This is a genomic window from Allobosea sp. NPDC055332, assembly GCF_053645455.1.
Map to the genome: position 1 here is coordinate 662,451 of NZ_JBSHMO010000003.1, position 26,567 is coordinate 689,017.

The following is a 26,567-nucleotide window of genomic DNA, read 5'->3' on the forward strand; positions in this document are numbered from 1 at the left end:
ATCGATGCGCATCGCAATAGTCCGTGGCGGCGCAATTGCGAAATCACGTTGAATGTCGAACTGTGAACGAAATGTCTTGCAAATCGCCTATTGCTGGGCTTTTCGCGCCTTGGCGGCCGCCCGGAAGGCGGCAGCCCAGCCTTCGCGCTCCATCTGCCGGCCGCGCGCCACGGCCAGCGCATCCGGCTTGACGTCGCGGGTGATGACCGAGCCCGAGCCGACATAGGCGCCCGCCCCGATCGTCACCGGCGCGACCAGGGCCGAGTTGGAGCCGACGAAGGCGCCCTCGCCGATGATCGTCTTGTTCTTGAAGAAGCCATCGTAATTGCAGGTGATCGTGCCGGCACCGATATTGGCGTTCGCGCCGATATCGGCATCGCCGATATAGGTCAGGTGATTGACCTTGGCACCCTCGCCGATCGCCGCCGCCTTGATCTCGACGAAGTTGCCGACCCTCGCCCCCTTCGCCAGCTCGGTGCCAGGCCGCAGGCGTGCATAGGGGCCGATCGAGGCGCCTGGGCCGACGCTCGCCCCTTCCAGATGCGAGAAGGCATGGATGACGGCGTTGTCCGCAATCCGGACGCCCTTGCCAAAGACCACATTGGGTTCGACCACGACGTCTCGGCCGATCTTGGTGTCATGGCTGAAGAAAACCGTTTCGGGCGCAATCAGCGTGGCGCCGGCCAGCATCACCTCCAGCCGCTTGCGGCGCTGGAAATCGGCTTCCACCGCCGCAAGCTGGGCCCGATCGTTGACCCCCTGCACCTCGGCCTCCGGCGCGACCCGGGCGACTGCCTTCAGGCCCTGCTCTCGCGCCACCGCGACGGCGTCGGTCAGATAATATTCGTTCTGGGCATTGGCGCAGCCGATCGCATCGAGGATGGCGAGAGCCTTGCCGCCGTCGAGCGCCATCAGCCCGGCATTGCAGAGCGTGATCCTGCGCGCCGCCTCGTCGGCGTCCTTGTGCTCGACGATCGCCTCCAGCTCGCCATCCTGCGTGACGAAGCGGCCGTAGCCGGTCGGGTCGCGCGCCTCGAAGCCGAGCGCGACAACGGCAGCGCCGGTACGCAAGGGCTCGCGCAGATCGGCGAAGGTCTCGGAGCGGACCAGCGGTGTGTCGGCGAAGGCGACCAGCACGTCATCGTGTTTACCGGTCAAGCTCTCGCGGGCCGCCAGCACCGCATGCGCGGTGCCCTTGCGCTCGGTCTGGACGAAGACCGCGGCGTGCGGCGCATGCTTCTTGACCTCAGCCTCGACGTCCGGACGGTCGGGGCCGATCACGACAGCGAGCGCATCGGCGCCGGCGGCCGTCACCGCGGCCAGGGCATGGCCGAGCAGCGAGCGGCCGGCCACCTCGTGCAGCACCTTTGGCTGCGCCGATTTCATCCGGGTTCCCTCGCCTGCCGCCAGCACGATGGCGAGGCAGGTCCGGGCGGGCTGCATTTCCGTCATGATCGTCCTGTCACATGCTCTTAACGAGGAAACGCGGCCACGACCGGCCGTCGTCCCGGGCGCAGGCGAATGCCGCACCGGCGGTGGATAGCCGATAGCGAGCGGATTTGGCAAAACCCAGCGGACGATGGACCATCGCGCCGGCTCCGAATGAGCAATCTGACATGGCTTCGTTTTCGGCATGGCATTCCTGCATGCCGGGCGGCCCTTTTTTCGCCTTTGGCCTTGCCCCGCGCTTTTCAGCCCCGCGCGAAATGCTCTAGAAGCGCAAGTCGGCGGAGCTTTGCCGGCCCAAGTTGGATGTGATGTCGAAATCCTTGAATCGCCGTCGATTTTTGAGCCTCGCTGCGACCGGCGCCATCGCGCCGCGATTTGCCGTCGGCACGGCGGCAGCGCAGGCCCCGGCGAGCTGGGTCGGGCTGGTGCAATCGGTCATCGCCGAAGGACAGCGATTCGACCCTGCCCTCGTCGTCGAGGCGGCGCGTGTCCTGTCACGTCGGCCTATGGTGCCGTTGACCGCGACCGACCTGCCGGAGGGCTACGCCACCCTCCCCTTCGACCAGTATGTCGGCATCAGGGCGCAGCCGGCCGGGATGATCTGGGCCGGCGAGAATCGCGGCTTCACCGTCGAGCCGCTGCATCGCGGCTACGTCTTCTCCTCGCCGGTCAGCCTGTTCACGGTCGAGGACGACGTCGTCAGACGTGTCGCCTTCGATCCGGGCAAATTCAACTACGGTCGCGTGACGCCGCCCCCTGCCGGACAGGATCTGCAGTTCTCGGGTTTCCGTGTCTCGGCCGGGCTCGAGCGCCCCTACGAGCTCGCCCTGTTCCAGGGCGCGACCTTCTTCCGCTCGCTGGCGCGCGGCCAGAATTTCGGCGCGGTCTCCCGCGCCCTGATCCTGCGGCCGGGCGAGCAGCGCGGCGAGGAAATCCCCTTCTTCCGCGCCTATTGGATCGAGCGGCCGAGCCCGGCCGCCGGCGCGCTCATCATCCATGCCCTGCTCGATTCCGAAAGCGTCACCGGCGCGGTGCGGATGACCTTGCGGCCCGGCGACGTCACCCTGATCGATGTCGAGATGACGCTGTTCGCGCGCGCCAATCTCGACCATGTCGGTTTCGGCTGCGTGATGGGCAGTTATCTGTCGGGCCCGCAGAGCCGGCGCGGCTTCGACGACGTCAGGCCGGCGGTCCATGAGGTCTCGGGCGTCCAGATGTTCACTGGCAACGGCGAGTGGATCTACCGCCCCGTCAGCAATCCCGCCAACCTGCAGGTTTCCTCCTTCCAGGACTCCAATCCGCGTGGCTTCGGCCTGATCCAGCGCGAGCGCGATCCCAATGCCTTCGTGGATGACGACCAGCGCTTCGAGCTCAGGCCGAGCGTCTGGATGGAGCCGCTCGGCGAATGGGGGCCGGGTTCGGTGCAGCTCATCGAGATTCCCAGCGACTCCGAGATAAACGACAACATCATCAGCTACTGGCGCCCGCGCCAGCCGATCGCGGCCGGCAGTGAGACCACCATCGCCTATCGCCAGGCCTGGTGCTGGCAGCCGCCGGAGCGGCCGCCGCTCGCCATCGCGACGCGCATCCGGCAAGGCCGTGGCTCTCAGACCCGCCGCCGTCGCTTCCTCGTCGACTTCACCGGCGACAGGCTGATCGACCCGGCGCTGGTTGCCGCGATCCGCGCCAATGTCACGGCGACACCGGGCACGATCCAGAACCTGCGGCTCTGGCCCTACCCCGAGCGCCGGACCATGCGCGTCGCCTTCGAGGTCGACCCCGGCAGCGAGGCGCTGTCCGAGTTGCGCCTTGTCCTCGATGCCGGCGGACAGCCGGTATCGGAAACCTTGTTGAACCGGTGGACCTGGTGACCGTGGACGCTCTCGCCCGCCGTGTGGAGACCGAGCCCGTCGGCACCTGCCCGATGCCGGTCGAGGCGACGCCACCCGAGAACCGGCTCGATATGCCGGTGCAGTCCTTCCGCAGCTGGAAAGCCTCCGAGGGACGCAGGCCGGCCGCTCCGCAAGCGTGGCGCACGCCCTGGCTGGCGCGACTCTTCGTTTTCGGCGGCGCCTGGGCCCTGACGGCCTACGGCGCCTGGGAAATGTACCATGTCGTGTCGGTTAGCCGTACGACCTTCCTGCAGTACGTGCTGCTCGTCCTCTTCACGGTGAACTTCTCCTGGATCGCGCTCGCCTTCACCAGCGCCATCCTCGGCTTCTTTGCTTTGCTCCTGCGCCTGGTGAAGAGCCCGCGCGCCGAGACGCTGACGCAGAAGACCGTCGTGGTCATGCCGATCTACAACGAATCGACGGCCCGGACCTTCGCCGCCGTGGCGGCGATCCGCGAGTCGATCGAGGCGACGGGCCTAGGCGCCCATTTCGACTATTTCATCGTTTCCGACACCACCAATCCCGACATCTGGGTGGCCGAGGAGCGCGCCTTCCTGGCGCTGCGCCAGCGGCTCGGGCCCGATGCCCGCATCTATTATCGCCACCGCCCGAAGAACCATCACCGCAAGGCCGGCAACATCGCCGATTTCGTCACGCGCTGGGGCGGCCACTATCCCCATATGGTCGTGCTCGACGCCGACAGCCTGATGACCGGCACCTGCATCGTGCGCCTCGCCGCCGCGATGGAGGCCGATCCCGATGCCGGCATTATCCAGTCACTGCCGCTCATCATCAATCGCAACACCTTCTTCGCGCGCCTGCAGCAGTTCGCAGCACGCGTCTATGGCCCGGTGATCGCAACGGGGCTCGCGATCTGGTCCGGCCGCGACGGCAACTATTGGGGCCATAACGCGATCATCCGCACCAAGGCCTTCGCCGATCATTGCGGCCTGCCCGATCTCAAGGGCAAGCCGCCCTTCGGCGGCCACGTCCTCAGCCACGACTTCGTCGAGGCGGCGCTGATCCGGCGGGCCGGCTGGTCGGTCTACATGCTGCCCGATCTGACGGGGTCCTATGAGGAGAGCCCGCCCTCACTGATCGACATCGCCACTCGCGACCGGCGCTGGTGCCAGGGCAATCTGCAGCATTCGCGCATCATCGGCGCCAAGGGCCTGCTGACGGCGACCCGCCAGCACTTCGCCACCGGCATGATGGCCTATCTCGCCTCGCCCTTCTGGCTGATGCAGCTCGTGGTCGGCATCCTGATCGTGCTGCAGGTCAACTACGCCAGGCCGGAATACTTCACGGAGGAGTTCAGGCTCTTTCCGGTCTGGCCGCGCTTCGACCCCGAGCGAGCGCTCAACCTGTTCGGCCTGACCATGGCGATCCTGTTGGCGCCGAAGCTGTTCGGCCTCTTGCTGACGCTGTTCGACGGCAAGCTGCGGCGCGCCTGCGGCGGCGGCATCCGCCTCATCCTATCGGCCGTGCTCGAGATTCTGTTCTCGGCGTTCTTCGCGCCGATCATGATGGTGATTCAGTCCGGCTCGGTCTTCCAGATCCTGGTCGGGCGCGACACCGGCTGGAATCCGCAGCGGCGCGACGACGGCTCGATTCCCTTCAAGGACATCGTCCGCCGGCATCGCACCCATACGCTGCTCGGTCTGGTCGCCGGCCTCTCGGCCTTCATGATCGCGACCTCGCTGTTCGCCTGGATGTCGCCCACCATCGTCGGCTTGCTCCTGGCGATCCCGCTGTCCTGGGCCTCAGGAAATCTCGCGCTCGGTCTCTGGCTCAAGCGCCGCGGCCTCTTGATCACCCCGGAGGAAGGCGACCCGCCGGCGATCGCGCTGCGCGCCAACGCCTTGCAGGCCGAGTTCGCCCAGGCCGGCTATGACGACTCTGACGGGCTAGCCGCGCTCCACGCCGACCCGATGCTGCGCGCGACCCATGAGGCGATGCTACCGCAGGTCCAGCCGCGCCGCCGCGGTGAGATCGAGCCTGACCGCGCCGTGGCGCAGGCCAAGCTGATCGATGCCGAGACCGTCGCGGATGCGGTGATCTGGCTGAAGCCGAAGGAGCGCATGGTCGTGCTGCACGACCGCGCTCTGCTCGGCCTGCTGGCGAACCTGCCCGAAGGCCCTGCCCATGCCGGTGCCGAAGCCCGCGCGGGCTGACCGGCCGCGCCGGGGCGCTCAGCCCAGCTCGAAGACAATAGCGCAGCAGAACGCTGCGCTCGCCGGCACGACGATGCGTGTGCCCTCCTGGCGATGCGGAATATTGCGTTCGGCGAGCCTGGACCTGACCGGGTCGAGGTCCGGCACAGTGACTGCAAAGCCGGCGAAATTGGCTTGGTCTTGCCGGCTCTCACCAGCGAGCAGCGCCCGGGCGGCCTGAGATGTCAGGACCTCGAGGCGACCGCGTGGCAATGGCAGGCGCAGACCTGCCTCCGGCGTTGCGAAGCTCTCCGCGCCCGAGAAGGCGCCGACGAAAGCCACCTGCGCTGCCGGCTCCTCCGCTACCAGGAACACGGCGGACAGCCCGCTCGCACCATTCTCATGTTGCTGGAACGCCGGGTTCCAGAAGTTCTGCGGTTCGTGCTGCTGGCACACGAAGAAGCCGCACTCCGGAGCCGCCGCGTTTTCGGCGAAGGCGAGCGAGAAGGCGACGCGGACCTCGCTGCCATCCGGCCGGCGCGCCTGCCGCTCAAAGAAGAAGGGCTCGAAATCGCCGATGCCCGCGGCGCGGAAGCCGTTGGCATCGCCGGCCGCATCGTGGCTTTCCAGCACCAGCATCGACATCCCCTCGCCGCGTGCCAGGCCATCGCGCACGAACGCGCCAAAGGAGAAATGCCGGGCAGCGTGAGGCGGGATCAACGTGGCGTCGCCGACCGTGACCAGCTCGAGGAAAGCGCCGGGGAACTGGACGATCCGGTTCTCGGTGCCCCATGGATGGCGGTTGCGCGCGCCGACCCGGAAGCCGAGATCGGCGTAGAAGGCGCCCGCCGCATCGAGGTCGGCGACGCCGATCACGAGATGGTCGAGGCCGCGGGCGTTGGTCGTGTCAGGCATGGGCAATCCATAGGCCGTACGCGCTACGGCTCGATGAAATGCGGCACGAAGCGCGAGGTGTTCTTGGTGATCGGAGTCGTATCCTCACGGACCCCGAGCCCGCAAGGCTGCGAAGCGACGAGCCAGGAGCCGAGCACCGGATAATTGCCGTCGAAATTCGGCAGCATCGCGGTCGCCTGCAGGATGAAGCCCTCGGCGCCATAGGGCCCGTCGTCGCTGTCGCGCACCGCGCCGCCTTCGACGAGGGTCACATTGGCGCCCTCGCGTGAATAGAGCGGCTTGCGGACATGGTTGGCCCCGAGCTCCGCGCAACGCGGATCGTCTTCGAAATAGGCTGGCAGCAGATTGGGATGGCCGGGCGCCATCTCCCAGAGATAGGGCAAGAGGCCCTTGCTGGAGACGAGCGCCTTCCAGGGCGGCTCGACGAACTGGCAGCGCGAGCCGGCGAGCGCCGAGGCATACTGCTCCCGGAACAGCCACTCCCAGGGATAGAGCTTGAACAGCAGCTCGATCGGCAGGCTGGCGCCGTCGCAGAAGCGCCCGTCGGCAAGCAGGCCGACCTCCTCGATGAAGGTGAAGCGGGCATCGATCCCGGCCTGGCCCGCGCAGTCGATCAGATAGTCGACCGTGCCCTTATCCTCGACGCTGCCCTGCACGCAGGTGAAGTGCATGCGCTCGGGCTTCGGGTTGCGCAGCTGGCCGAAGGCGGCGATCAGGCGCTCGTGCAGCGAGTTGAATTGATCCGAGCCGCGCGAGATCGCTCCGCGCGCCATCGCCTGCTCGAGCCAGTCCCATTGCACCACGGCCGCCTCGAACAAAGAGGTCGGCGTATCGGCGTTGTACTCGAGCAGCTTGGCCGGCCCCTTGCCGTCATAGGCGAGATCGAGCCGGCCATAGAGATTGCGGTCGCCGCGCTGCCAGCTGTCGCGGATCAGGGCCCATTGCGGCTCGGGAATCGCAAGCCGGCGCAGGATCTGCTCATCCTTGAGCGCGCGTTCGACGAAGGCGAAGCAGAGCCCTTCGATCTCGCTGGTCGGCGCCTCGATATCCTCCTCGATTTCCTTCAGCGAGAAGGCATAGGCGACGCTCTCATCCCAATAGGTCTCGCCGTCGAGGGTGTGATAGGCGAAGCCGAGGCGCTCGACCTCAGCCTGCCAGTCCTTGCGTGGCGCTATGCGAAGCCGCTGCATGGTCAGGACGATGACGAAGAGGAGAAGGAGCGCGAAGACGAGCCGAAGCCGCCCCGCGAGGCGACGCTCGGCGTGCTCGCCATGCCGGTCGAGGAGATGTTGCGAGCGACCATCGCCTGGCCCGAGGTCGTCGTATAGGCCCGCGAGCGGCTGCTGCTGCCGCCATAATAGCCACCACTGGACGATGAGGACGAGGAGCTGCGGGCCGGCTGCTCGCATTCCGGCCGGCCGGAGCCGGGCTGGCGCGTGCCGGGCGGGCAGGCCGAACTGGTCGGTGGCAGCAGTGGCTGGGCCGCACCGCCGCCGGACATGAACTGCCGCGCCAGCATGATGCCCGCGAGCGCCGGGATGAAGACCTGGGCGTTGTTCCAGACGGCGCTCTGGCAGCCGCTGGCGCCGAATTCCTGCTCGCAGGAGGCGCTGCTGGTGAACTTCTTGGCGTCGCGCAGATGGTTGGCCGAGGCTTCGTTGAAGCGCTGCTCGCACTGGCTGGCGCTGAGCTGGTTGGCGGCCCGGCACTCGGCGAGATTGTTGTAGATCAGCGAATCATCGGTCTCGCCGCCGGACAGCGACCAGTAGGTCGCGACCAGCACCACGCCTGCGGCGGCAAGCCCGATCTGGGTCGAGCGTTTCATCGACGCCTCCTCATTCGGTCATGCTGGCGGCGGCGAGCGTGCCGCTGAGAACGGCGATCACCGCCAGCATCGCCGCCGAGGGGATCCGATCCTCCTCGATCTTGCGCGACAGATCGGGGATGACGATGCGGGCGAAGCCATAGGCGCCAAGCTGGATCAGCATGGCAATCACCGCCCAGATCACCAGGTCGGGAATGCTGGCCGCCTGCTCGATCGCCTTTTCGAGCGGCACCGAGAAGCCGATGAGATTGCCACCGAAGGCGATCGCCGCCGAGAGATTGCCGCCGCGGATCAGCGCGATCTCGTCATGGTTGGTCAGCCGCATATAGACTGCGGCGAAACCGGCGATCAGCGCAAAACCGACGCAGAAATAGAGAAGGAACGCCGGCAAGCCGGCCATCGAGATCGTCATGCTGCCGCCCCTCGCATGCCATGATGGTCAAGGCGCTCACTATACGTCAGCGGCGCGCTCGCGCCAGACTGTCGCAGGGCGGATGGGAACGGCATTGCGCGCCTCGCCTCCAAAGGGAATGCGAAGCGCGCCTTGTGGTGGTCAGGCCAGCAATCGCCTGGCGATCAGACCAGGCGGCTCTGCACCACCGCCGCCTCGATGAAGCTGGCGAAGAGCGGATGCGGCTCGAACGGCCGCGACTTCAGCTCGGGATGGTACTGCACGCCGATGAACCAGGGATGGTCGGGATACTCGACCGTCTCCGGCAGCAAACCGTCGGGCGAGACGCCGCTGAAGCGCAGGCCCTTGGCCTCGAGCATCTCGCGATAGCCCATATTGACCTCGTAGCGGTGGCGGTGCCGCTCGGAGATCTCGGTCGAGCCGTAGATCTTGGCGATCTTGGTGTCGTCCGAGAGCTTCGATTGATAGGCGCCGAGCCGCATCGTGCCGCCGAGATCGCCGCCGGAGAAGCGCTGCTCCAGCTCGTTACCGCGCATCCACTCGGTCATCAGGCCGACCACGGGCTGCTGGGTCGGGCCGAACTCGGTCGAGTTGGCATCCTTGACGCCGGCGAGCGAACGCGCCGCCTCGATCACCGCCATCTGCATGCCAAAGCAGATGCCGAAATACGGCACCTTGCGCTGCCGGGCGAAACTCGCCGCCTTGATCTTGCCCTCGGCGCCGCGATGGCCGAAGCCGCCGGGCACCAGGATGCCATGGACATGCTCAAGGAAGGGCGCCGGGTCCTCCTTCTCGAACACCTCGGATTCGATCCAGTCGAGATTGACCTTGACCCGGTTGGCGATGCCGCCATGGGTCAGTGCCTCGATCAGCGACTTATAGGCATCCTTCATCCCGGTGTACTTGCCTACGATGGCGATGGTGACCTCGCCTTCCGGGTTCTTGATCCGCTCGGAGATGCGGCGCCAGTTGCTGATGTCGGGCGCGGTCTTGTCGTCCATGCCGAACGCCGCCAGCACCTCGGTGTCGAGCCCCTCGGCATGGTAGGAAAGCGGCACGTCGTAGATCGAGGCGACGTCGCGGGCCTCGATCACCGCCGTCTCACGGACATTGCAGAACAGCGCCAGCTTGCGGCGCTCCTCCACCGGGATCTCGCGGTCGGTACGGCAAAGCAGGATATCGGGCTGGATGCCGATCGAGCGCAGCTCCGCGACCGAGTGCTGGGTCGGCTTGGTCTTCAGCTCGCCTGCGGTCGGGATATAGGGCAGCAGCGTCAGGTGGACGAAGATGCACTGGCCACGCGGCAGCTGCTGGCTGATCTGGCGGATCGATTCGAGGAAAGGCAGGCTCTCGATGTCGCCGACCGTGCCGCCGATCTCGACCAGCACGAAATCGTAGCCGTCATTGCCGGAGAGGACGAATTCCTTGATCGCATTGGTGACGTGCGGAATCACCTGGATGGTGGCGCCGAGATAGTCACCCCGGCGCTCGCGCGTCAGGATGTCCATGTAGATGCGGCCGGTGGTGATGTTGTCGCCCTTGTTGCAGGGCCGGCCGGTGAAGCGCTCGTAATGGCCGAGGTCGAGATCGGTCTCGGCGCCGTCATCGGTGACGAAGACCTCGCCATGCTGATACGGGCTCATCGTGCCCGGATCGACATTGAGATAGGGGTCGAGCTTGCGCAGGCGGACCGTATGGCCACGCGCCTGCAGGAGAGCAGCCAGAGCAGCCGCCGCCAGGCCTTTGCCGAGCGAGGACACCACGCCGCCGGTGATGAAAACATACCGCGTCATGGGAGGTCACCTTTAACGCCTAGAGTTCGATTCGCTAAGCGGCTCGGTGCAGGCCGGTCCTGCGCCTTGCGCTTGTCCACAAAAGAGAAGGGCCGGTTTCCCGGCCCCTGCCCCTGTCCCGTCCCGGTCACCGCGTCGGTGTTCCCGGCTGCGGCGGTTGTGAACCGCCTTGGTTCTGCATCCGCTGCAGCTGGTCGAAGACCCCGCCCGCGTTCGGAGCGGAGGGTCCGCTCGGAGCCGCCGGAGCGGTCGTGCCGGCCGGCGCCGGGGCGCCGTCGATGATCGAGCGCTGCGTCCGGCCATGCGTCGCCATCACCGCGAGCACGATCGATGTGATGAAGAACAGGCCGGCGAGGATCGCCGTGGCGCGGGTCAGCGCATTGGCCTGACCGCGGCCGGTCATGAAGCCGCCGACACCGCCGCCACCGCCCGAGCCCATGCCCAGGCCGCCGCCCTCCGAACGCTGCAGCAGCACGACGCCGACCAGCGCGATCACGATCAGCAGGTGAATGACGATGAGGACGTTCTGCATGGCTCTCGAAATGGGTATGGCGCGGGCGCCTGCCAAGATGGCGGCATCCCGCGGAACGGCGCTGCCCATAGCATGGGCTTTGCGCCCATGCCACCCGCGATTTTGATGCGCGGTCTCGATGTCCCTTGCGATCAGGCGCAGGCGCGCGCGATCGCAAGGAAGTCGTCGGCCTTGAGGCTCGCGCCGCCGACGAGCGCGCCGTCGACATTGGCGACATTCATCAGCTCGGCGGCATTGCTCGGCTTGACCGAGCCGCCATAGAGCAGCCTGACGCCGGCCGCGCTCGCCTTGCCGAGGATGCGCCCGAGCTCGGCCCGGATCGCCTCATGCATCTCGGCGACATCGGCCGCGGTCGGGGTCAGGCCGGTGCCGATCGCCCAGACCGGCTCATAGGCGACGACCAGCGTGGCCGCCGTCGCGCCATCCGGCACCGAGCCGCGCAACTGCTTCTTCACGATCGTCAGCGCCTTGCCGGCCTCGCGCTCGCCCCTGGTCTCGCCGACGCAGACGATCGGCGTCAGCCCCGCTGCCAGCGCCGCCTCGGCCTTGGCCTTCACCGCCGCATTGCTCTCGCCATGCAGGGTGCGGCGCTCGGAATGGCCGACGATCGCGTAGGTAGCACCGGCATCGACCAGCATCGGCGCCGAGACCTCGCCGGTATAGGCGCCGCTGTCATGGGTGCTGCAATCCTGCCCGCCTGTCGCGATGCGCGAGCCGATCAGCGCAGCCGTCAGCGTGAACAGCAGCGTCGCGGGCGGGCAGATGGCGAGGTCGACGGCGCGCCGCAGGGTGGCGTCAGCGCCCTTCGCCACTTCGGCGGCGATGGCGAGGTCCGCCTTCAGTCCGTTCATCTTCCAGTTGCCCGCCACCAGCGGCTTGATCGTTCGCGTCACGGCTGCTCTCCAAATCTTGTCCGTTCGGCTCTACCAATGCCGTCCTTTGATCGCAATCGAGGCCGGTCGCGGTGATTGCCGGAAAGCGTCGCTCTACCTATAAGCGGCGCGCAGCGGCATGGCCGCGAGAGGATTAGGAAGACCAGACCATGATGATGCAGGGCCTGCGCAAGGCGGGACAGAGCCTGATCGGCAGGATCGTCGTCGCGATCATGTTCGGCTTCCTGATCATCTCCTTCGCGATCTGGGGCATCGGCGACATCTTCCGCGGCTATGGCCGCAACGCCGTCGCCGTCGTCGGCAAGACCGAGATCGGCCTCGAGCAGGTGCGCACCGCCTATCAGAACGAGGTTCAGCAGCTGCAGCGCCAGCAGCGCCGCCAGATCAGCCCCGAGCTCGCGCGGGCGCTCGGCCTCGATCAGCGCGTGCTCTCGCGCCTCGTCACCGACGCGACGCTCGACCAGACCGCGACGAAGATGGGCCTCGCCGTCTCCGACGAGACCGTGCGCAACATCCTGTTCGCCGATCAGAACCTGAAGAACGCTGCCGGCCAGTTCGATCCAGCCCGCTTCAACGAATTGCTGCGCGCCATCGGGATGAACGAGCAGCAATTCGTGCGTGAGCAGCGCGCCGCGACGATGCGCCAGGAGCTCGCCGAAATGGTCGTCGGCGCCGTCACGGCTCCCGGCGCACTGCAGGAGCTCGGTCATCGCCTGCGCCATGAACAGCGCGAGATCGCCTACATCACCCTGCCCGACAGCGCCGCCGGCGAGATCGCCGCTCCGAGCGATGAGGTGCTGCGCAAGTATTTCGACGAGCGCAAGGCCGCCTTCCGCGCGCCCGAATACCGCACTGCCAATGTGCTCGTCCTGACGGCTGCGAGCCTGGCCGACCCGAGCAAGGTCAGCGATGCCGACGCCCGCGCCCGCTACGAGCAGGTCAAGGCACAGCGCTTCGGCTCGGCCGAGCGCCGCACCGTTCAGCAGATCGGCTTCCCCTCGATGGAAGAAGCCAAGGCCGCCAAGGCCAGGATCGCCGCCGGCGAGACCTTCGAGGCGGTCGGCGCCAGCCGCAATGTCGCCGAGGCCGATCTGACGCTCGGCACCTTCACCCGTGAGGGCCTGTTCGATCCGGCAGTGCGCGACGCCGCTTTCGCGCTGGCGCAGGGCGCGGTCAGCGAGCCCGTGCAAGGTGGTTTCGGCGTCGTGCTGCTGCGCGTGCCGACGATCGAGGCGGCCAGGCTCAAGAGCTTCGAGGAGGTCGCCGACGAGGTCCGCCGTGATGTCGCGACGAGCCGCGCCGCGGAGCAGATGACGGAGCTGCATGACAAGATCGAGGATCAGCGCGCCTCGGCCAAGCCCCTGCCCGAGATCGCCAAGGAGTTCGGCCTGGCGCTGCGCAGATTCGGCCCGGCCGATGCCAGCCTCGGCAAGGCCGACGGCACGCAGGAGACCTCCCTCCCCGGCGGCGACACGACGCAGCAGGCGCTCTTCCGCTCCGATATCGGCGTCGACAACGAGGCGATCCGCTTGCCGAACAATGGCGGCTATGTCTGGTACGACGTCAGCAAGATCGATCCGCCGCGCGAGCGCGGCTTCGACGAGGTCAAGGCCGAGGTCGAGAAGCAATGGCGCTCCGACGAGGTCGCTACGCGCCTCTCGGCCCAGGCCCGCGAGATCGTGCAGAAGCTCGACGCCGGCGAAAAGCTCGACGCGCTCGCCTTCGCGCAGGGACTTGCCTTGGAGGACGCGACGCTCGGCCGGCAGGACCAGAGCGAGGCGCTGCCGCGCAATGTCGTCTCGCTGGTCTTCGGCACGCCCGCCGGCAAGGCCGGCTCGGCTGCGGTCGACAATGCCGGCCGCATCGTCTTCCAGGTCAAGACCGCGACGGTCAGCCCCTATGTCCGCACCACCGAGGACGCCGAGAACTTCGTGCGGCTGCTGACGTCGAGCATCAGCGAGGACATCCTCGCCCAATATGTCGGCAAGCTGCAGAGCGATCTCGGCGTCCAGGTCAACCAGGCGGCGCTGCGCAACGCTACCGGCGGCCAGAACTGAAGCAGGGCGCATGGATCCGACCGCCGATTTCGTCCGCTTCGCCGCCGCCTACGCGGCCGGCGAGCCGCAATTGCTGACGCTGTCGCTGGTCGGCGATTGCGAGACGCCGGTCGCCGCCTTCCTGAAGCTGCGCCACGCCTATAAGGGGCCGGCCTTCCTGCTGGAGTCGGTCGAGGGCGGTGCGGTGCGCGGCCGCTACTCGATGATCGGTCTCGATCCCGACCTGATCTGGCGCTGCCATCGCGGAGAGGCTTCGCTCTGCCGCCTCGCGCAAGGCGAGGACTTCGTTTCCGATCCGCGCCCGGCCTTCGACTCGCTGCGCGCACTGCTCGCCGAGAGCGCCATCCCAGATCGCGACGGCCTACCGCCGATGGCTGCGGGGGTCTTCGGCTATCTCGGCTACGACATGGTGCGCCTGATGGAGCGCCTGCCGGAGCCGAAGGCGACCGGCCCCGGCGTACCCGACGCAATCCTGACGCGGCCGACGCTGATGGTGGTGTTCGATTCGATCCGCGACGAGATCACCGTGGTGACGCCGGTGCGGCCTCAGGCCGGCGTCCCGGCTCGCGCCGCCCATGAGCGGGCGCAGGAGCGACTCGACGCGGTGGTGCGGGCGCTCGAAGGCCCACTGCCCGACGAGGCCGGCATCGACATCTCGGCGATCCCGCATCCGGAATCGACCTCGAACACCAGCGAGGCCGAGTTCCACGCCATGGTCGCGACGGCGCAGGAATATGTCCGCGCCGGCGACATCTTCCAGGTCGTGCTGTCGCAACGCTTCGAGGCGCCGTTCGAACTGCCGCCCTTCGCGCTCTATCGGGCGCTGCGGCGGGTCAATCCGGCGCCCTTCCTCTGCTATCTCGACTTCGAGGCCTTCCAGATCGTCTGCTCCAGCCCCGAGATCCTGGTCCGGCTGCGCGACAGCAAGGTCACGATCCGGCCGATCGCGGGCACGCGCCCGCGCGGTGCAACGCCGGCCGCCGACGAAGCCCTCGCCGACGAATTGCTGGCCGATCCCAAGGAGCGGGCCGAGCACCTGATGCTGCTCGATCTCGGCCGCAACGATGTCGGCCGGGTCGCGGAGATCGGCAGCGTAAACGTCACCGATTCCTTCTTCATCGAGCGCTACAGCCAGGTGATGCACATCGTCTCGAACGTCGAGGGGCGCATCTCCGGCGAGCATGACGCGCTCTCGGCACTCGCCGCCGGCTTCCCGGCCGGCACCGTCTCCGGCGCGCCGAAGGTGCGCGCCATGGAGATCATCGACGAGCTCGAAAAGGACGGGCGCGGCGCCTATGGCGGCTGCATCGGCTATTTCGGCGCCAATGGCGAGATGGACACCTGCATCGTCCTGCGCACCGCGGTCGTCCAGGATGGCCGCATGCAGGTCCAGGCTGGCGCCGGCATCGTCTACGATTCCAATCCGGCCTCCGAACAGCTCGAATGCATCAACAAGGCCAAGGCCCTGTTCAAGGCGGCGGAAGAAGCCGTGCGCTTCGCCGCGCGCAGCCGCCGGGGGCAATGATCCGGCCCCTATCGTTCGCATGCGCGCGTCCCGCAGACGCATGTCAGCTCACTTGCGTGGCGTGTTTTGGCCCGCGCATATTGCCGGTATCCGAGGGTGCCGCTCACTAGCCTCAGGGTTGCGAGGACGGCCCGCTCACTAAACTCAAGAGCCCTGCCCGCTGGCGCAAATGCCTGAAGCGGATCGACAGGGTTCGGCGACAATGGAGAGGAAACCATGCGTTTGCGCGCAACCATGATCGGCAGCGGTCTTGCCCTGGCGCTTCTGGCCGGAACGGCCGCCTTCGCACAGCAGGCCCAGAAGGTGACGGTCGCGGTCACCGCTATCGTCGAGCACCCGGCGCTCGATGCCGCCCGCGACGGCGTCAAGAAGGCGCTGGAGGAGGCCGGCTACAAGGACGGCGCGAACCTCACCTTCCGCTATGAATCGGCGCAGGGCTCGCCGGCCACCGCAGCCCAGATCGCCCAGAAGTTCGCCGGCGAGAACCCGAACGTCATCGTCGCGATCGCGACCCCGTCCGCCCAGGCGATGGTGACGGCGACGCAGACGATTCCCGTGGTCTTCACCGCCGTGACCGACCCGGTCGCGGCCCAGATCGTCAAGGACAGGCAGGCGCCCGGCGGCAACGTCACCGGCATCTCCGATTTCTCGCCGCTGGAAGCCCAGTTCGACCTGATCAAGGAGCTGGTGCCCTCGGCCAAGAAGATCGGCGTCGTCTACAATCCGGGCGAGGCCAACAGCGTCGCGCTGCTCAACGCCGTCAAGGCGCTGGCGCCCGCCCGCAGCCTGCAGATCGTCGAGGCCTCGGCCGGCCGCACCGCCGATGTCTCCGGCGCGGCGCAAAATTTGGTCGGCAAGGTCGACGCGATCTACCTGCCGACCGACAACACCATCATCTCGGCGCTCGGCACGGTTCTGAACGTCGGCGCCGACAACAAGCTGCCGGTCTTCACCGGCGACACCGAGTCGGTCCAGAAGGGTTCGGTCGCCTCGATCGGCTTCGACTATTTCCAGGTCGGCGTCGAGACAGGCGCGGTGGTCGTGCGGGTCCTCAAGGGCGAGAAGCCCGGCGCCATCCCGGTCAAGAACGCCAGCGGCAGCAACCTCGTCATCAATGCCAAGGCGGCCGCCGCCATGGGCGTGACGATCCCGGCCGCCGTGCAGGCCCGCGCCAAGCAGGTGATCAACTGACCTGAAAAAGCGGCGGCGTTCTGCGCCGCCGCACCGGCCGCCTAACCTTTCCAGAACAGAACAAGCAGGGCGACCGATGAGTCTCATCGCCACCCTGGGCGCCATCGAGATCGGACTGGTGTTCGCTCTCGTGGCGCTCGGTGTCTACATCACCTTCCGCGTCCTCGACTTTCCCGATCTCACCGTCGACGGCACCTTGCCGCTCGGCGCCGCCGTCGCGGCGGCGATGATCGCGGGTGGCGTCAATCCGGTCTTCGCCACGCTGGCGGCGATCGTCGCCGGCTGCCTTGCCGGTAGCGTCACCGCATGGCTCAACATCCGCTTTTCGATCCTGCATCTGCTCGCCGGCATCCTGACGATGACGGCACTGTTCTCGATCAATCTGCGGGTGATGGGCGTGCCCAACATCCCGCTGATGAATCGGCCGACGGTGATCGACTTCTTCACTTGGCTTAATCCCTTCATCGCTGCCATGGGGTTGCCCGCCCGTCCGACCCTGCGCGTGCTCGCGCTGCTGATCATCGTCACCGTGATCGCCGCCTTGCTCGCCCGCTTCCTCAAGACCGAGTTCGGGCTCGCCATGCGCGCCACCGGCGCCAATCCGCGCATGGCGCGGGCGCAGGGCATCCGCACCGACATGTACATCTATGTCGGTGTCGCCCTCTCCAACGGCCTCGTCGCCCTCGCCGGCGCTCTGTTCGCGCAGACGGCCGGCTTCGCCGATGTCAGCATCGGCACCGGCACGATCATCGCCGGCCTCGCCGCCGTCATCCTCGGCGAGACGATCTTCCGCACCAAGTCGATCGTTATCGCGGTGTTCTCCTGCCTGATCGGCGCCATCGCCTACCGGCTCGCCATCGCGCTCGCCCTGAATGCCGGCTGGCTCGGCCTGCGCGCCTCCGACCTCAACCTCGTCACGGCGGTGCTGGTCGGCATCGCCCTGATGTTGCCTGGTGTCGCCAATCCGCTGCGCAGCCTGTTCAAGCGGAGCGCGCCATGATCAGCGTCCGGGATGTCCATGTCACCTTCGGGCGCGGCACGCCGCTGGAGAACCGGGCGCTGCGCGGCCTCGACCTTACCGTGGCCGATGGCGAGTTCATCACCGTCATCGGCTCGAACGGCGCCGGCAAGTCGACGCTGCTCAACGTCCTCAGCGGCGATGCCCGGGCCGAGCGCGGCACGGTCGAGGTCGACGGCATTGACGTGACGCGCTGGCCGACACCAAAGCGCGCCGGCCTGATCGCGCGCGTCTTCCAGGACCCGATGGCAGGCACCTGCGAGCGCCTGACGATCGAGGAAAACATGGCGCTGGCCCAGGCGCGCGGCCGCGCCCGTGGCCTTGGCGCAGCGCTCGACCGCCCGCGACGCGCCCTGTTTCGCGACAAGCTGGCGGTTCTCGGCCTCGGCCTGGAGAATCGCCTCGGCGACTCCATGGGCCTGCTCTCGGGCGGTCAGCGGCAGGCCGTCAGCCTGCTGATGTCGACGCTGGCGGGAACCAAGACGCTGCTGCTCGACGAGCACACCGCCGCGCTCGATCCCCGCACCGCCGCTTTCGTGCTCGACCTGACCCGGCGCATCGTCGACGAGCAGAAGCTGACCGCGCTGATGGTCACCCATTCGATGCGCGACGCGCTCGACCATGGCAGCCGCACCGTGATGCTGCACGAGGGCAAGGTCGTCTTCGACATCGCCGGCGAACGCCGCAAGGCGATGGACGTTCCCGACCTCTTACGCCTGTTCAAGCAAGTCCGCGGCGAGGAACTCTCGGATGACAGTCTGCTGCTGAGCTGATGCTTCGGGCTTCAGGCCCGAATCTTCACGTTCCGCGCCAGGAAATCGATGAAGGCGCGCATCCGCGCCGGCACGAAGCCCCCCTGCCCGAGATAGACGGCATGAATGACCTCGATGTCGCCGGGGTTGAAGTCGTCGAGCACGGTGACCAGCCGGCCCGCGGCGATCTCGGCCTCGACGTGGAAGCGCCCGAGCCGGGCGAGCCCGATGCCAGCGACGGCGAGCTGGCGCGCGATCTCACCATCGCCGACCTGGGTGTTGCCAACCGCGGCGATCGAGATCAGCGCGCCGTCGACGCGGAACGGCCAGCCCTCGACCGAGCGGGCGAAGTTGAAGCCGATCAGGTTGTGCTTCGCCAGCTCGGCCGGCGTCCTCGGCTCGCCATGGCGGGCAAGGTAATCGGGCGAAGCCACGACGGCGACGGCGCTCTCGCCAATCTTGCGCGCCATCAACTGGTTGCCGCGCAAGGGGCCGGGCGCAACGCGGATGGCGATATCGGCCCGCTCCTCGATCAGATCGACGACCTGGTCGGTGAAGACGAGGTCGATCGAGAGCTCGGGATGCTCGGTCAGGAAGGCCGGCACCAGCGGCAGCAGCACTTGGTTGCCGAAAGCGACATTGGCGTTGACCCGCACCCGTCCGCGCGGCGCCTTGCCCGCCGCCGCCTCGCATTCCGCCTCGGCGATGTCGGAAAGGATGGTGACGCAGCGCTGGTGGAAGGCCTGCCCTTCCGCCGTCAATTGCAGCTTGCGCGTCGAGCGGTTGACCAGACGGGCGCCGAGCCGGCCTTCCAGCCGCGTCACCAGCTTGCTGACGGCAGACGGCGTCATGCTGAATATCTTGGCGGCAGCGGAGAAGCCGCCGCGCTCGACCACGGCCGCGAACACTTCCATCTCGCCGGAGCGATTGCTGAGCAAAGTTGCCATGATGAACTCAACTCACAAGTGATGTTACGGGCGGCATCCTAGTTCAAACAGTCGCGTTGCACCATCTGGCTGGGACCCGTTCCCATGCGCAGTGCGCGGAGCCTCCCATGCCCATTGCCGTCTATGCCCTCACCGCCGGTGCCTTCGGCATCGGTACGACCGAATTCGTCATCATGGGCTTGTTGTTGCAGGTCGCCAGCGACCTGCAGGTCTCGGTCGCGATGACTGGCCTGCTGATCTCCGGCTACGCGCTCGGCGTCTTCGTCGGTGCGCCTGTCCTCACGCTCGCCACCCGCAAGCTGCCGCGCAAGCAGGTGCTGATCCTGCTGATGGCGATCTTCACCCTCGGCAACATCGCCTGTGCGCTCGCACCGAGCTACGGGCTGCTGATGGCGGCGCGCATCGTCACTTCGCTGGCGCACGGTACCTTCTTCGGCGTCGGCTCGGTCGTCGCGACCAGCCTCGTCCCCGAGGACAAGAAGGCCTCGGCCATCGCCGTGATGTTCACCGGCCTCACCATCGCGACCCTGCTCGGCGTCCCGGCCGGCGCCTGGCTCGGCCTGCATTTCGGCTGGCGCGCCACCTTCTGGACCATCGCCGTGATCGGCGTCGTCGCCATGCTGGTGCTCGCCCGTCTCGTCCCGGCCGACAAGGGCAAGGTCGAGGTCGCCCCGCTCCGCGAGGAACTCGCGACGCTGGCTGACCCGCAGGTGCTGCTCGGCCTCGCCATGACCGTGCTCGGCTTCGGCGGCGTCTTCGCGGTCTTCACCTATATCCAGCCGATCCTGGTCGAGATCACCGGCTTCTCGCAGGAAGCCGTCTCGCCGATCCTATTGCTCTTCGGCCTCGGCCTGATCGTCGGCAACATGCTCGGCGGCAAGCTCGCCGACCGCAACCTGCCGGTCGCGCTGCTCGCGACCACCGCGACGCTCGCCATCGTGCTCTTCGCGATGACCGCGACGCTGCGCTCGCCCATCGCTGTGACGATCTTCGTCGGCCTGATCGGCGCTGCCGCCTTCGCTACTGTCGCGCCCTTGCAGATGCGCGTGCTCGACAAGGCTGGCCCCGCCGGGCGTAATCTCGCCTCCAGCCTCAACATCGCCGCCTTCAATCTCGGCAATGCCTTCGGCGCCTGGCTCGGCGGCGTCACCATCGAGCACGGTCCAGGGCTGGCGGCCGTCACTTGGGTCGCCGCTTTGGTGCCGCTGGCGAGCCTGGTCCTGGCAGTGATCAGCCTGCGCCTCGACAGGCGCCCCCAAGCAGCGCTGCAGACCGCTCCCGCCTCCTGCCCGCAGTAAGTGTTATCAAAGACTTCGCATAAGGAACTGAACCATGGACTACAGATATCTCGGCCGTTCCGGCCTGAAGGTTCCCGCCCTCAGCTTCGGCGCCGGTACCTTCGGCGGCCAGGGCCCGCTCTTCAGCAACTGGGGCACCAGCGACGCCAAGGAAGCGACCCGCCTCGTCGACATCTGCCTCGAAGCCGGGCTCAACCTGTTCGACACCGCCGACGTCTATTCGAACGGCGCCTCCGAGGAGATCCTCGGCGCCGCGATCAAGGGCCGGCGCGACAAGGTCCTGATCTCGACCAAGCTGACCCTGCCGATGGGCGATGGCCCCAATGATGCCGGCTCCTCGCGCAGCCGATTGACCGACGGCACCGAAGCCGCGCTGCGCCGGCTCGGCAGCGATCATATCGACCTGCTGCAGCTCCATGCCTTCGACGCCTTCACCCCGATCGAGGAGGTGCTCTCGACGCTCGATGCACTGGTCCGCGCCGGCAAGATCCGTCAGGTCGGCGTCTCCAACTTCGCCGGCTGGCAGTTGATGAAGTCGCTGGCGCTTGCTGAGAAGCACGGCTTCCCGCGCTATGTCGCCCATCAGGTCTATTATTCGCTGGTCGGCCGCGACTACGAGTTCGACCTGATGCCGCTCGGCCTCGACCAGGGCGTCGGCGCCCTCGTCTGGAGCCCGCTCGGCTGGGGTCGCCTCACCGGCAAGATTCGCCGTGGCCAAGCCCTGCCCGAAGGCAGCCGTCTGCACCAGACCGCCGATTTCGGCCCCCCGGTCGACGACGAAAAGCTCTACGACATCGTCGATGTGCTCGACGCACTCGCCAAGGAAACCAGCAGGAGCGTGCCGCAGATCGCGATCAACTGGCTGCTGCAGCGTCCGACGGTCTCGTCCGTGATCATCGGCGCCCGTAACGAGCAGCAACTGCGCGACAATCTCGGCGCTGTCGGCTGGGCCCTGACGCAAGAGCAGATCGCCCGGCTCGACAAGGCGAGCGCGACGGTTCCGCCCTACCCGGCCTTCCCCTATCATCGCCAGGAGGGCTTCGCCCGGCTCAATCCTCCGGTGGTTTAGGTCTCAAGACCCTTCTTGGTCATCCCGGACGCAGCGAAGCGCAGATCCGGGATCCATGCGGGAGCCTTCCCGAAAAAGGTTCCGGAATGGGTCCCGGGTCGGGCTTCGCCCGCTCGGGACGACTTTGTCTGAAGGAGTATCGACGCAGCTTGATTTTTTTCGCGCCGCCTTGTCGGCTGCCGGCCCGGCCAAACGTCCTTGGCCTGAACCGGAGCGCCGCGCATGCACTACGCCATCCTTTGCTATCATTCCGAAGCGGTCGTGACGGCCTGGACGAAGGAGCAGAACGAGGAGGTCATGGGCCGCCTCGAAAAGATCCGCCAGCGCATTGCCAAGGAAGGCAAGCTCGGCCCTGTCGCGCGCCTGCTGCCGACCACGGCGGCGACGACCCTGCGCAAGGACCGCGACCCGCCGCTGATCATCGACGGCCCCTTCGCCGAGACCAAGGAGCAGTTCCTCGGCTTCTACATCGTCGACGTCGCCGATCTCGACGAGGCGCTCGGCATCGCACGCGAGCTCGGCGAGGCCAATCCGGGCGGGGCCTTCGAGGTCCGCCCGCTCGCCGTCTACTATCCGGCCGGAGTCTGATCATGGCCGAGATCGCCTGGATCCATGCGGCGCTGACCTCGGCGCGCCCTCAGGCGATCAGCGCCCTGCTGCGCTATTTCCGCGATCTCGACGTCGCCGAGGAGGCCTATCAGGAGGCCTGCCTCAGGGCACTGCGGACCTGGCCGCAGAACGGCCCGCCGCGCGATCCGGCCGCCTGGCTGATCTTCGTCGGCCGCAATGTCGCGCTCGACCAGGTCAGGCGGCAGAAGAAGCAGGAAGCGCTGCCGGACGAGGAGCGGCTCTCCGATCTCGGTGACGCCGAGAGCGAGGTCGCCGAGCGGCTCGATGGCGGCCATTACCGCGACGACATCCTGCGCCTGCTCTTCATCTGCTGCCATCCCGATCTGCCGGCGACGCAACAGGTGGCGCTCGCCCTGCGCATCGTCTCGGGACTCAGCGTCAAGCAGATCGCCCGCGCCTTCCTCGTCGGCGAGAGCGCGATGGAACAGCGCATCACCCGCGCCAAAGGCCGGGTCGCCGCCGCAAACGTGCCGTTCGAGACGCCCGGCCCGGTCGAGCGCAGCGAACGCCTCGCGGCAGTGGCGGCGATGCTCTACCTCGTCTTCAACGAAGGGTATTCGGCCAGCGGCGCCGAGGCCGACCGGCGACGGCCTTTCAGCGAGGAAGCGATCCGGCTGACACGGCTGCTGCTGCGCCTGTTCCAGACCGAGCCGGAGATCATGGGGCTGCTGGGCCTGATGCTGCTCCAGCACGCACGCGCCGCAGCGCGGCTCGATGCCGACGGCCAGATCGTCCTGCTCGATGATCAGGACCGTTCGCTCTGGGATCGCGAGATGATCGCCGAGGGCCTGGCGCTGGTCGACAAGGCGATGCGCCACCGCCAGCCTGGCCCCTATCAGATCCAGGCCGGGATCGCCGGCGTCCACAGCCGTGCGGCGCGGGCGGACGAGACCGACTGGGCCCAGATCGACATCCTTTACGCCACGCTGGAGCACATCCAGCCCTCGCCTGTGATCACGCTCAACCGCGCCGTCGCCATCGCCAAGCTGCGCGGGCCGGAGGCTGCGCTCGCCATGGTCGAGCCACTCGAGCAGCAGCTCTCGGGCTATTTCTACTTCTTCGGCTTCAAGGGCTGGCTGCTGATGCAGCTCGGCCGCGATCGCGAGGCGCGTACCATCTTCGACCGCGCCATCGCGCTCGCTGGCTCGGCCAGCGAAGCCGCCCATATCCGCCAGCATATCGACCGGCTGATGCGCGAGAGCGGACAGGTCGCGGCCGGCTGAGGCCGGCGACGGATCGCAGCTGATATTTTTTGTGTCGCGGTGTCGGCACCGCGCCCGCCCGTTCGTCCTTGCCTCAAAGGGGCGACGAGCGGATGGCGTCAGCCAGGCCTGGCTACAGCCGAAAACTCGTCGATGACAACAGCTTGCTTCGAAACCCTGAGTTCAAGGATCGAAAGCGGCCATTGCAGCGAGGAGACCGACCATGAAGCAGACCACCGTCAGCAAGGAAGACTGGATCGCTGCCCGTAAGGCCCTGCTCATCAAGGAGAAGGAACTGACGCGCCAGCGTGATGCGATCGCCGCCGAGCGCCGCGCTCTGCCGCGCATCCGGATCGAGAAAACCTATGTCTTCGATACGCCGACCGGGAAGCAGACGCTCGCCGAGCTCTTCCGCGGCCGCAGCCAGCTCATCGTCAAGCACTTCATGCTGGCGCCTGGCCAGATCGAAGGCTGCGTCGGCTGCTCGTTCGAGGCCGACCATGTCGATGGCGTGCTGCAGCATCTCGAACGCCACGACGTCGCCTATGTCGCCGTAGCGCGGGCGCCGCTCACAGAGATCGAGGCCTACAAGGCCCGCATGGGCTGGAACTTCCACTGGGTCTCGTCCCATGGCAGCGACTTCAACTATGATTTCGACGTCTCCTATACGCCGGAACAGCTCGCCAACGCCTTCTACAATTTTGCGACGATCGCCTCACCGCTGGAGGACCTGTCCGGCCATACCGTCTTCGAGAAGGACGCGGACGGGACGATCTACCAGACCTATTCGACCTTCGGCCGCGGCGCCGAGGAGGTGCTCGGCACCTATATGTATCTCGACCTGACGCCGAAGGGCCGCAACGAGACCGGTCCGGCCGGTAACCTGACCGACTGGGTCCGCCCGCACGACCGCTACGACACGCCCGGCAAGACCGACATGACCGGCCGCTGGCGCGAGGAGGCCACGGCATCCTGCTGTCACGCGCCCGCAGCGGGCTGATGCGCCGCGGCTGGAGCCCGAAAAATTTTCGCCCGCAGTGTCGGATCGCCGCAGGCGCCCACGTCCTTGCAGCAGACGGGCGGAACAACGGCCCGAAATGCCTGAACAGGAGTCAGCCATGCTCACCTACATCGCTATCGCCGTGCTCGCCCTCATTGCCGGCCTCCTCATTGTCGCCGCACGCAAGCCCGATGTTTTCGAGGTCAGCCGTTCCGCGACGATCCGGGCGACGCCCGAGCGCATCTTCGCCTTGCTCGCGGACTTCCAGGAATGGGGCGCCTGGTCGCCCTATGAGAAGAAGGATCCGGCGATGAAGCGCAGCTTCAAGGGCGCGACCTCCGGCGTCGGCGCCGTCTACGTCTTCGACGGCAACAAGCAGGCCGGCACCGGCGAGCTCGCTATCGTCGAAGTCCAGGCGCCGGTGAAGCTGGCCGTCACGCTCGACATGACCAAGCCGATGGCCTGCCACAACCTGATCACCTTCACGCTCGCCCCGGCTGAAGCCGGAACGCTGGTGACCTGGCGGATGGAGGGCGCCTGCCCGTTCCTCGGCAAGGTCATGGGCACGATCTTCAACATGGATCGCATGGTCGGCGACGATTTCGAGAAGGGCCTCGCCGCCCTGAAGCAGGCGACCGAGCGGCCGCAACTGGTTGCTGCCGCCGCCTGACCACGGCGCATTCGACTGTCCACCCAGAGAAGCAAAACCAAGGAGGAAGAACCATGAGCAACGCAGCAGAACTCGACAAGCCGCAGGCCGGCGACCTCTCCGGCTGCATGCCGGCCAAGCCTCAGGCGGAGCATGACTGGCTCCTCCAGCTCGTCGGCGAGTGGACCTACGAGACCGAGTGCATGATGGGTCCGGACCAGCCGCCGATGAAGTCGAATGGCACGCAGTCCTACTCGTCCATCGGCGGGCTCTGGCTCGTCGGCGACGGCACCGGCTGCATGCCGGACGGCAGCCCGGCGACGACCCGGATCACGCTCGGCTATGATCCGCTGAAGGAACGCTATGTCGGCTCCTTCATCGGCTCGATGATGGGCAATCAGTGGGTCTATACCGGCACCCGCAGTGCCGACGGCACGGTGCTGACCCTCGACACCGAAGGCCCGGACTTCACCAAGCCCGGCAAGACGGCGGCCTATCAGGACATCGTCGAGGTCAAGAGCCCGGATCATCACGTCCTGTCCTCGCGCGGCAAGGGCGAGGATGGCCAATGGGTCCAGTTCATGACGGCGCATTATCGCCGCGTGAAGTGACGCCCCGACGCCGACACGACTGAACGCCTTTCGAGGGCGCGGAGCGACCAGCTCCGCGCCCTCGTGCTTGACCCGCACGCGCGTTCGGGGGCATGTGCAGCCCTGAGAAACTGGGTGGGAACGGCCTAGACGCGATGCGCATCCTGCTGATCGACAATTACGACAGCTTCACCTGGAACCTGGTCCACCTGATCGGCGGGCTCGGGGCCAAGGTCGACGTGCGCCGCAACGACACGCTGTCGGTCGATGAGGCCCTCGCCGGCGACCATGACGCGATCGTGCTCTCGCCCGGCCCCTGCACGCCGAACGAAGCTGGCATCTGCCTCGATCTCGTGCGTGAGGGCGCAAACAGGAAACCGATCTTCGGCGTCTGCCTCGGCCTGCAGGCAATCGGCCAGGTTTTCGGCGGCGAGGTCGTGCGCGCGCCTTTGCCGATGCACGGCAAGGTCTCGACCATCACCCATCGGGCGCGTGGCCTGTTCCACGGCATCAACGGCCCGCTCGAGGCGACGCGCTATCACTCGCTCGTCATCCGCAGGGAAAGCTGCCCGGCCGAGCTCTCGATCGAAGCCGAAGCCGGCGACGGCATGATCATGGCGCTGTCGCATCGCGATCTGCCGGTGCATGGCGTGCAGTTCCACCCCGAGAGCATCGCCTCGGAGCACGGGGCGACGATCCTGCGCAATTTCCTCGATCTCGCCGAGCGATGGTCGCACCAGACCAACAAAGCCGCCCTTTCCGCGACAGCCTGATC

Annotated in this window: 24 protein-coding genes; 15 read left to right on the forward strand and 9 right to left on the reverse strand. The window is 67.2% G+C overall.

What is annotated here, in order from left to right; translation table 11 throughout:
- Positions 1–87 precede the first annotated feature (87 nt).
- A complete protein-coding gene (gene glmU / locus ACWIGM_RS19470) occupies positions 88–1,443 on the reverse strand; it encodes a bifunctional UDP-N-acetylglucosamine diphosphorylase/glucosamine-1-phosphate N-acetyltransferase GlmU (protein ID WP_454028026.1) in 1,356 nt (451 codons plus the stop codon).
- A 314-nt stretch (positions 1,444–1,757) separates the two neighbouring features.
- Between glmU and ACWIGM_RS19475 the strand changes: the two genes are divergently transcribed.
- Entirely contained in the window at positions 1,758–3,320 is a 1,563-nt protein-coding gene (locus ACWIGM_RS19475) for an OpgD/OpgG family glucan biosynthesis protein (protein ID WP_454027598.1), read from the forward strand.
- 53 nt (positions 3,321–3,373) lie between these two features.
- Positions 3,374–5,515, forward strand: a complete 2,142-nt coding sequence (mdoH, locus tag ACWIGM_RS19480; protein WP_454028027.1) for a glucans biosynthesis glucosyltransferase MdoH — start codon at positions 3,374–3,376, stop codon at positions 5,513–5,515.
- Positions 5,516–5,533: 18 nt separating this feature from the next.
- Here the strand turns inward: mdoH and ACWIGM_RS19485 are convergent, their stop codons facing one another.
- The 7 genes from ACWIGM_RS19485 to tpiA all read right to left on the reverse strand — a co-directional run bounded on the left by ACWIGM_RS19485 (position 5,534) and on the right by tpiA (position 11,864).
- Positions 5,534–6,409 carry a VOC family protein gene (locus tag ACWIGM_RS19485; RefSeq protein ID WP_454027599.1) on the reverse strand — a complete coding sequence of 292 codons (876 nt, stop codon included), beginning with the start codon at positions 6,407–6,409 and terminating at the stop codon, positions 5,534–5,536.
- Between the two features lie 23 nt (positions 6,410–6,432).
- Positions 6,433–7,599, reverse strand: coding sequence for a glutathionylspermidine synthase family protein (locus tag ACWIGM_RS19490; RefSeq protein ID WP_454027600.1), 1,167 nt, complete (start codon positions 7,597–7,599; stop codon positions 6,433–6,435).
- A gap of 2 nt (positions 7,600–7,601) precedes the next feature.
- Positions 7,602–8,234, reverse strand: coding sequence for a DUF1190 domain-containing protein (locus ACWIGM_RS19495; RefSeq protein WP_454027601.1), 633 nt, complete (start codon positions 8,232–8,234; stop codon positions 7,602–7,604).
- A gap of 10 nt (positions 8,235–8,244) precedes the next feature.
- Positions 8,245–8,646 carry a DUF350 domain-containing protein gene (locus tag ACWIGM_RS19500; RefSeq protein ID WP_454027602.1) on the reverse strand — a complete coding sequence of 134 codons (402 nt, stop codon included), beginning with the start codon at positions 8,644–8,646 and terminating at the stop codon, positions 8,245–8,247.
- A 164-nt stretch (positions 8,647–8,810) separates the two neighbouring features.
- Positions 8,811–10,439 (reverse strand): CTP synthase, encoded by a 1,629-nt coding sequence (locus tag ACWIGM_RS19505; RefSeq protein ID WP_454027603.1) that lies wholly within the window; start codon positions 10,437–10,439, stop codon positions 8,811–8,813.
- A 127-nt stretch (positions 10,440–10,566) separates the two neighbouring features.
- Positions 10,567–10,971, reverse strand: coding sequence for a preprotein translocase subunit SecG (gene secG, locus ACWIGM_RS19510; protein ID WP_454027604.1), 405 nt, complete (start codon positions 10,969–10,971; stop codon positions 10,567–10,569).
- Positions 10,972–11,102: 131 nt separating this feature from the next.
- Positions 11,103–11,864: a triose-phosphate isomerase gene (tpiA, locus tag ACWIGM_RS19515; RefSeq protein ID WP_454027605.1), complete on the reverse strand. Its 762-nt coding sequence runs from the start codon at positions 11,862–11,864 to the stop codon at positions 11,103–11,105.
- Between the two features lie 149 nt (positions 11,865–12,013).
- Between tpiA and ACWIGM_RS19520 the strand changes: the two genes are divergently transcribed.
- From ACWIGM_RS19520 to ACWIGM_RS19540, 5 genes are all read left to right on the forward strand, one after another.
- On the forward strand, positions 12,014–13,921 hold the full coding sequence (locus ACWIGM_RS19520) for a peptidylprolyl isomerase (protein WP_454027606.1): 1,908 nt from the start codon (positions 12,014–12,016) through the stop codon (positions 13,919–13,921).
- Positions 13,922–13,931: 10 nt separating this feature from the next.
- On the forward strand, positions 13,932–15,446 hold the full coding sequence (trpE, locus tag ACWIGM_RS19525; RefSeq protein WP_454027607.1) for an anthranilate synthase component I: 1,515 nt from the start codon (positions 13,932–13,934) through the stop codon (positions 15,444–15,446).
- A gap of 216 nt (positions 15,447–15,662) precedes the next feature.
- Positions 15,663–16,637 carry an ABC transporter substrate-binding protein gene (locus tag ACWIGM_RS19530; protein ID WP_454027608.1) on the forward strand — a complete coding sequence of 325 codons (975 nt, stop codon included), beginning with the start codon at positions 15,663–15,665 and terminating at the stop codon, positions 16,635–16,637.
- Positions 16,638–16,713: 76 nt separating this feature from the next.
- Positions 16,714–17,637, forward strand: coding sequence for an ABC transporter permease (locus ACWIGM_RS19535; RefSeq protein ID WP_454027609.1), 924 nt, complete (start codon positions 16,714–16,716; stop codon positions 17,635–17,637).
- Positions 17,634–18,428, forward strand: a complete 795-nt coding sequence (locus tag ACWIGM_RS19540; RefSeq protein WP_454027610.1) for an ABC transporter ATP-binding protein — start codon at positions 17,634–17,636, stop codon at positions 18,426–18,428. The genes ACWIGM_RS19535 and ACWIGM_RS19540 overlap by 4 nt, the downstream gene beginning before the upstream one ends.
- An 11-nt stretch (positions 18,429–18,439) precedes the next feature.
- On the opposite strand, the gene ACWIGM_RS19545 is transcribed toward ACWIGM_RS19540, so the two are convergent.
- Entirely contained in the window at positions 18,440–19,354 is a 915-nt protein-coding gene (locus ACWIGM_RS19545; protein WP_454027611.1) for a LysR family transcriptional regulator, read from the reverse strand.
- Between the two features lie 35 nt (positions 19,355–19,389).
- Here ACWIGM_RS19545 and ACWIGM_RS19550 point away from each other — a divergent pair, with 35 nt between their 5' ends.
- The 8 genes from ACWIGM_RS19550 to ACWIGM_RS19585 all read left to right on the forward strand — a co-directional run bounded on the left by ACWIGM_RS19550 (position 19,390) and on the right by ACWIGM_RS19585 (position 26,565).
- Positions 19,390–20,652, forward strand: coding sequence for an MFS transporter (locus tag ACWIGM_RS19550; protein WP_454028028.1), 1,263 nt, complete (start codon positions 19,390–19,392; stop codon positions 20,650–20,652).
- A gap of 34 nt (positions 20,653–20,686) precedes the next feature.
- Entirely contained in the window at positions 20,687–21,721 is a 1,035-nt protein-coding gene (locus ACWIGM_RS19555) for an aldo/keto reductase (RefSeq protein WP_454027612.1), read from the forward strand.
- 222 nt (positions 21,722–21,943) lie between these two features.
- Positions 21,944–22,309 (forward strand): YciI family protein, encoded by a 366-nt coding sequence (locus tag ACWIGM_RS19560; protein ID WP_454027613.1) that lies wholly within the window; start codon positions 21,944–21,946, stop codon positions 22,307–22,309.
- Between the two features lie 2 nt (positions 22,310–22,311).
- Positions 22,312–23,574 (forward strand): RNA polymerase sigma factor, encoded by a 1,263-nt coding sequence (locus ACWIGM_RS19565; protein ID WP_454027614.1) that lies wholly within the window; start codon positions 22,312–22,314, stop codon positions 23,572–23,574.
- A gap of 202 nt (positions 23,575–23,776) precedes the next feature.
- A complete protein-coding gene (locus ACWIGM_RS19570) occupies positions 23,777–24,553 on the forward strand; it encodes a DUF899 domain-containing protein (protein WP_454027615.1) in 777 nt (258 codons plus the stop codon).
- A 118-nt stretch (positions 24,554–24,671) separates the two neighbouring features.
- Positions 24,672–25,223: an SRPBCC family protein gene (locus ACWIGM_RS19575; protein WP_454027616.1), complete on the forward strand. Its 552-nt coding sequence runs from the start codon at positions 24,672–24,674 to the stop codon at positions 25,221–25,223.
- 53 nt (positions 25,224–25,276) lie between these two features.
- Complete coding sequence (locus tag ACWIGM_RS19580; RefSeq protein ID WP_454027617.1) at positions 25,277–25,813, forward strand: DUF1579 domain-containing protein; 537 nt, start codon at positions 25,277–25,279, stop codon at positions 25,811–25,813.
- Between the two features lie 134 nt (positions 25,814–25,947).
- A complete protein-coding gene (locus ACWIGM_RS19585) occupies positions 25,948–26,565 on the forward strand; it encodes an anthranilate synthase component II (RefSeq protein ID WP_454027618.1) in 618 nt (205 codons plus the stop codon).
- Positions 26,566–26,567 lie beyond the last annotated feature (2 nt).

Bases quoted from the DNA above. Each gene is read 5' to 3' on its own strand.
- ACWIGM_RS19585 (WP_454027618.1), top strand. From the start codon at position 25,948: ATGCGCATCCTGCTGATCGACAATTACGACAGCTTCACCTGGAACCTG.
- ACWIGM_RS19475 (WP_454027598.1), top strand. From the start codon at position 1,758: ATGTCGAAATCCTTGAATCGCCGTCGATTTTTGAGCCTCGCTGCGACC.
- glmU (WP_454028026.1), bottom strand. From the start codon at position 1,443: ATGCAGCCCGCCCGGACCTGCCTCGCCATCGTGCTGGCGGCAGGCGAG.
- ACWIGM_RS19575 (WP_454027616.1), top strand. From the start codon at position 24,672: ATGCTCACCTACATCGCTATCGCCGTGCTCGCCCTCATTGCCGGCCTC.
- trpE (WP_454027607.1), top strand. From the start codon at position 13,932: ATGGATCCGACCGCCGATTTCGTCCGCTTCGCCGCCGCCTACGCGGCC.
- mdoH (WP_454028027.1), top strand. From the start codon at position 3,374: ATGCCGGTCGAGGCGACGCCACCCGAGAACCGGCTCGATATGCCGGTG.
- ACWIGM_RS19580 (WP_454027617.1), top strand. From the start codon at position 25,277: ATGAGCAACGCAGCAGAACTCGACAAGCCGCAGGCCGGCGACCTCTCC.
- ACWIGM_RS19500 (WP_454027602.1), bottom strand. From the start codon at position 8,646: ATGACGATCTCGATGGCCGGCTTGCCGGCGTTCCTTCTCTATTTCTGC.
- ACWIGM_RS19495 (WP_454027601.1), bottom strand. From the start codon at position 8,234: ATGAAACGCTCGACCCAGATCGGGCTTGCCGCCGCAGGCGTGGTGCTG.
- ACWIGM_RS19545 (WP_454027611.1), bottom strand. From the start codon at position 19,354: ATGGCAACTTTGCTCAGCAATCGCTCCGGCGAGATGGAAGTGTTCGCG.
- ACWIGM_RS19520 (WP_454027606.1), top strand. From the start codon at position 12,014: ATGATGATGCAGGGCCTGCGCAAGGCGGGACAGAGCCTGATCGGCAGG.
- ACWIGM_RS19485 (WP_454027599.1), bottom strand. From the start codon at position 6,409: ATGCCTGACACGACCAACGCCCGCGGCCTCGACCATCTCGTGATCGGC.
- ACWIGM_RS19555 (WP_454027612.1), top strand. From the start codon at position 20,687: ATGGACTACAGATATCTCGGCCGTTCCGGCCTGAAGGTTCCCGCCCTC.
- ACWIGM_RS19490 (WP_454027600.1), bottom strand. From the start codon at position 7,599: ATGCAGCGGCTTCGCATAGCGCCACGCAAGGACTGGCAGGCTGAGGTC.
- ACWIGM_RS19540 (WP_454027610.1), top strand. From the start codon at position 17,634: ATGATCAGCGTCCGGGATGTCCATGTCACCTTCGGGCGCGGCACGCCG.
- ACWIGM_RS19535 (WP_454027609.1), top strand. From the start codon at position 16,714: ATGAGTCTCATCGCCACCCTGGGCGCCATCGAGATCGGACTGGTGTTC.
- ACWIGM_RS19505 (WP_454027603.1), bottom strand. From the start codon at position 10,439: ATGACGCGGTATGTTTTCATCACCGGCGGCGTGGTGTCCTCGCTCGGC.
- ACWIGM_RS19570 (WP_454027615.1), top strand. From the start codon at position 23,777: ATGAAGCAGACCACCGTCAGCAAGGAAGACTGGATCGCTGCCCGTAAG.
- secG (WP_454027604.1), bottom strand. From the start codon at position 10,971: ATGCAGAACGTCCTCATCGTCATTCACCTGCTGATCGTGATCGCGCTG.
- ACWIGM_RS19530 (WP_454027608.1), top strand. From the start codon at position 15,663: ATGCGTTTGCGCGCAACCATGATCGGCAGCGGTCTTGCCCTGGCGCTT.
- ACWIGM_RS19560 (WP_454027613.1), top strand. From the start codon at position 21,944: ATGCACTACGCCATCCTTTGCTATCATTCCGAAGCGGTCGTGACGGCC.
- ACWIGM_RS19565 (WP_454027614.1), top strand. From the start codon at position 22,312: ATGGCCGAGATCGCCTGGATCCATGCGGCGCTGACCTCGGCGCGCCCT.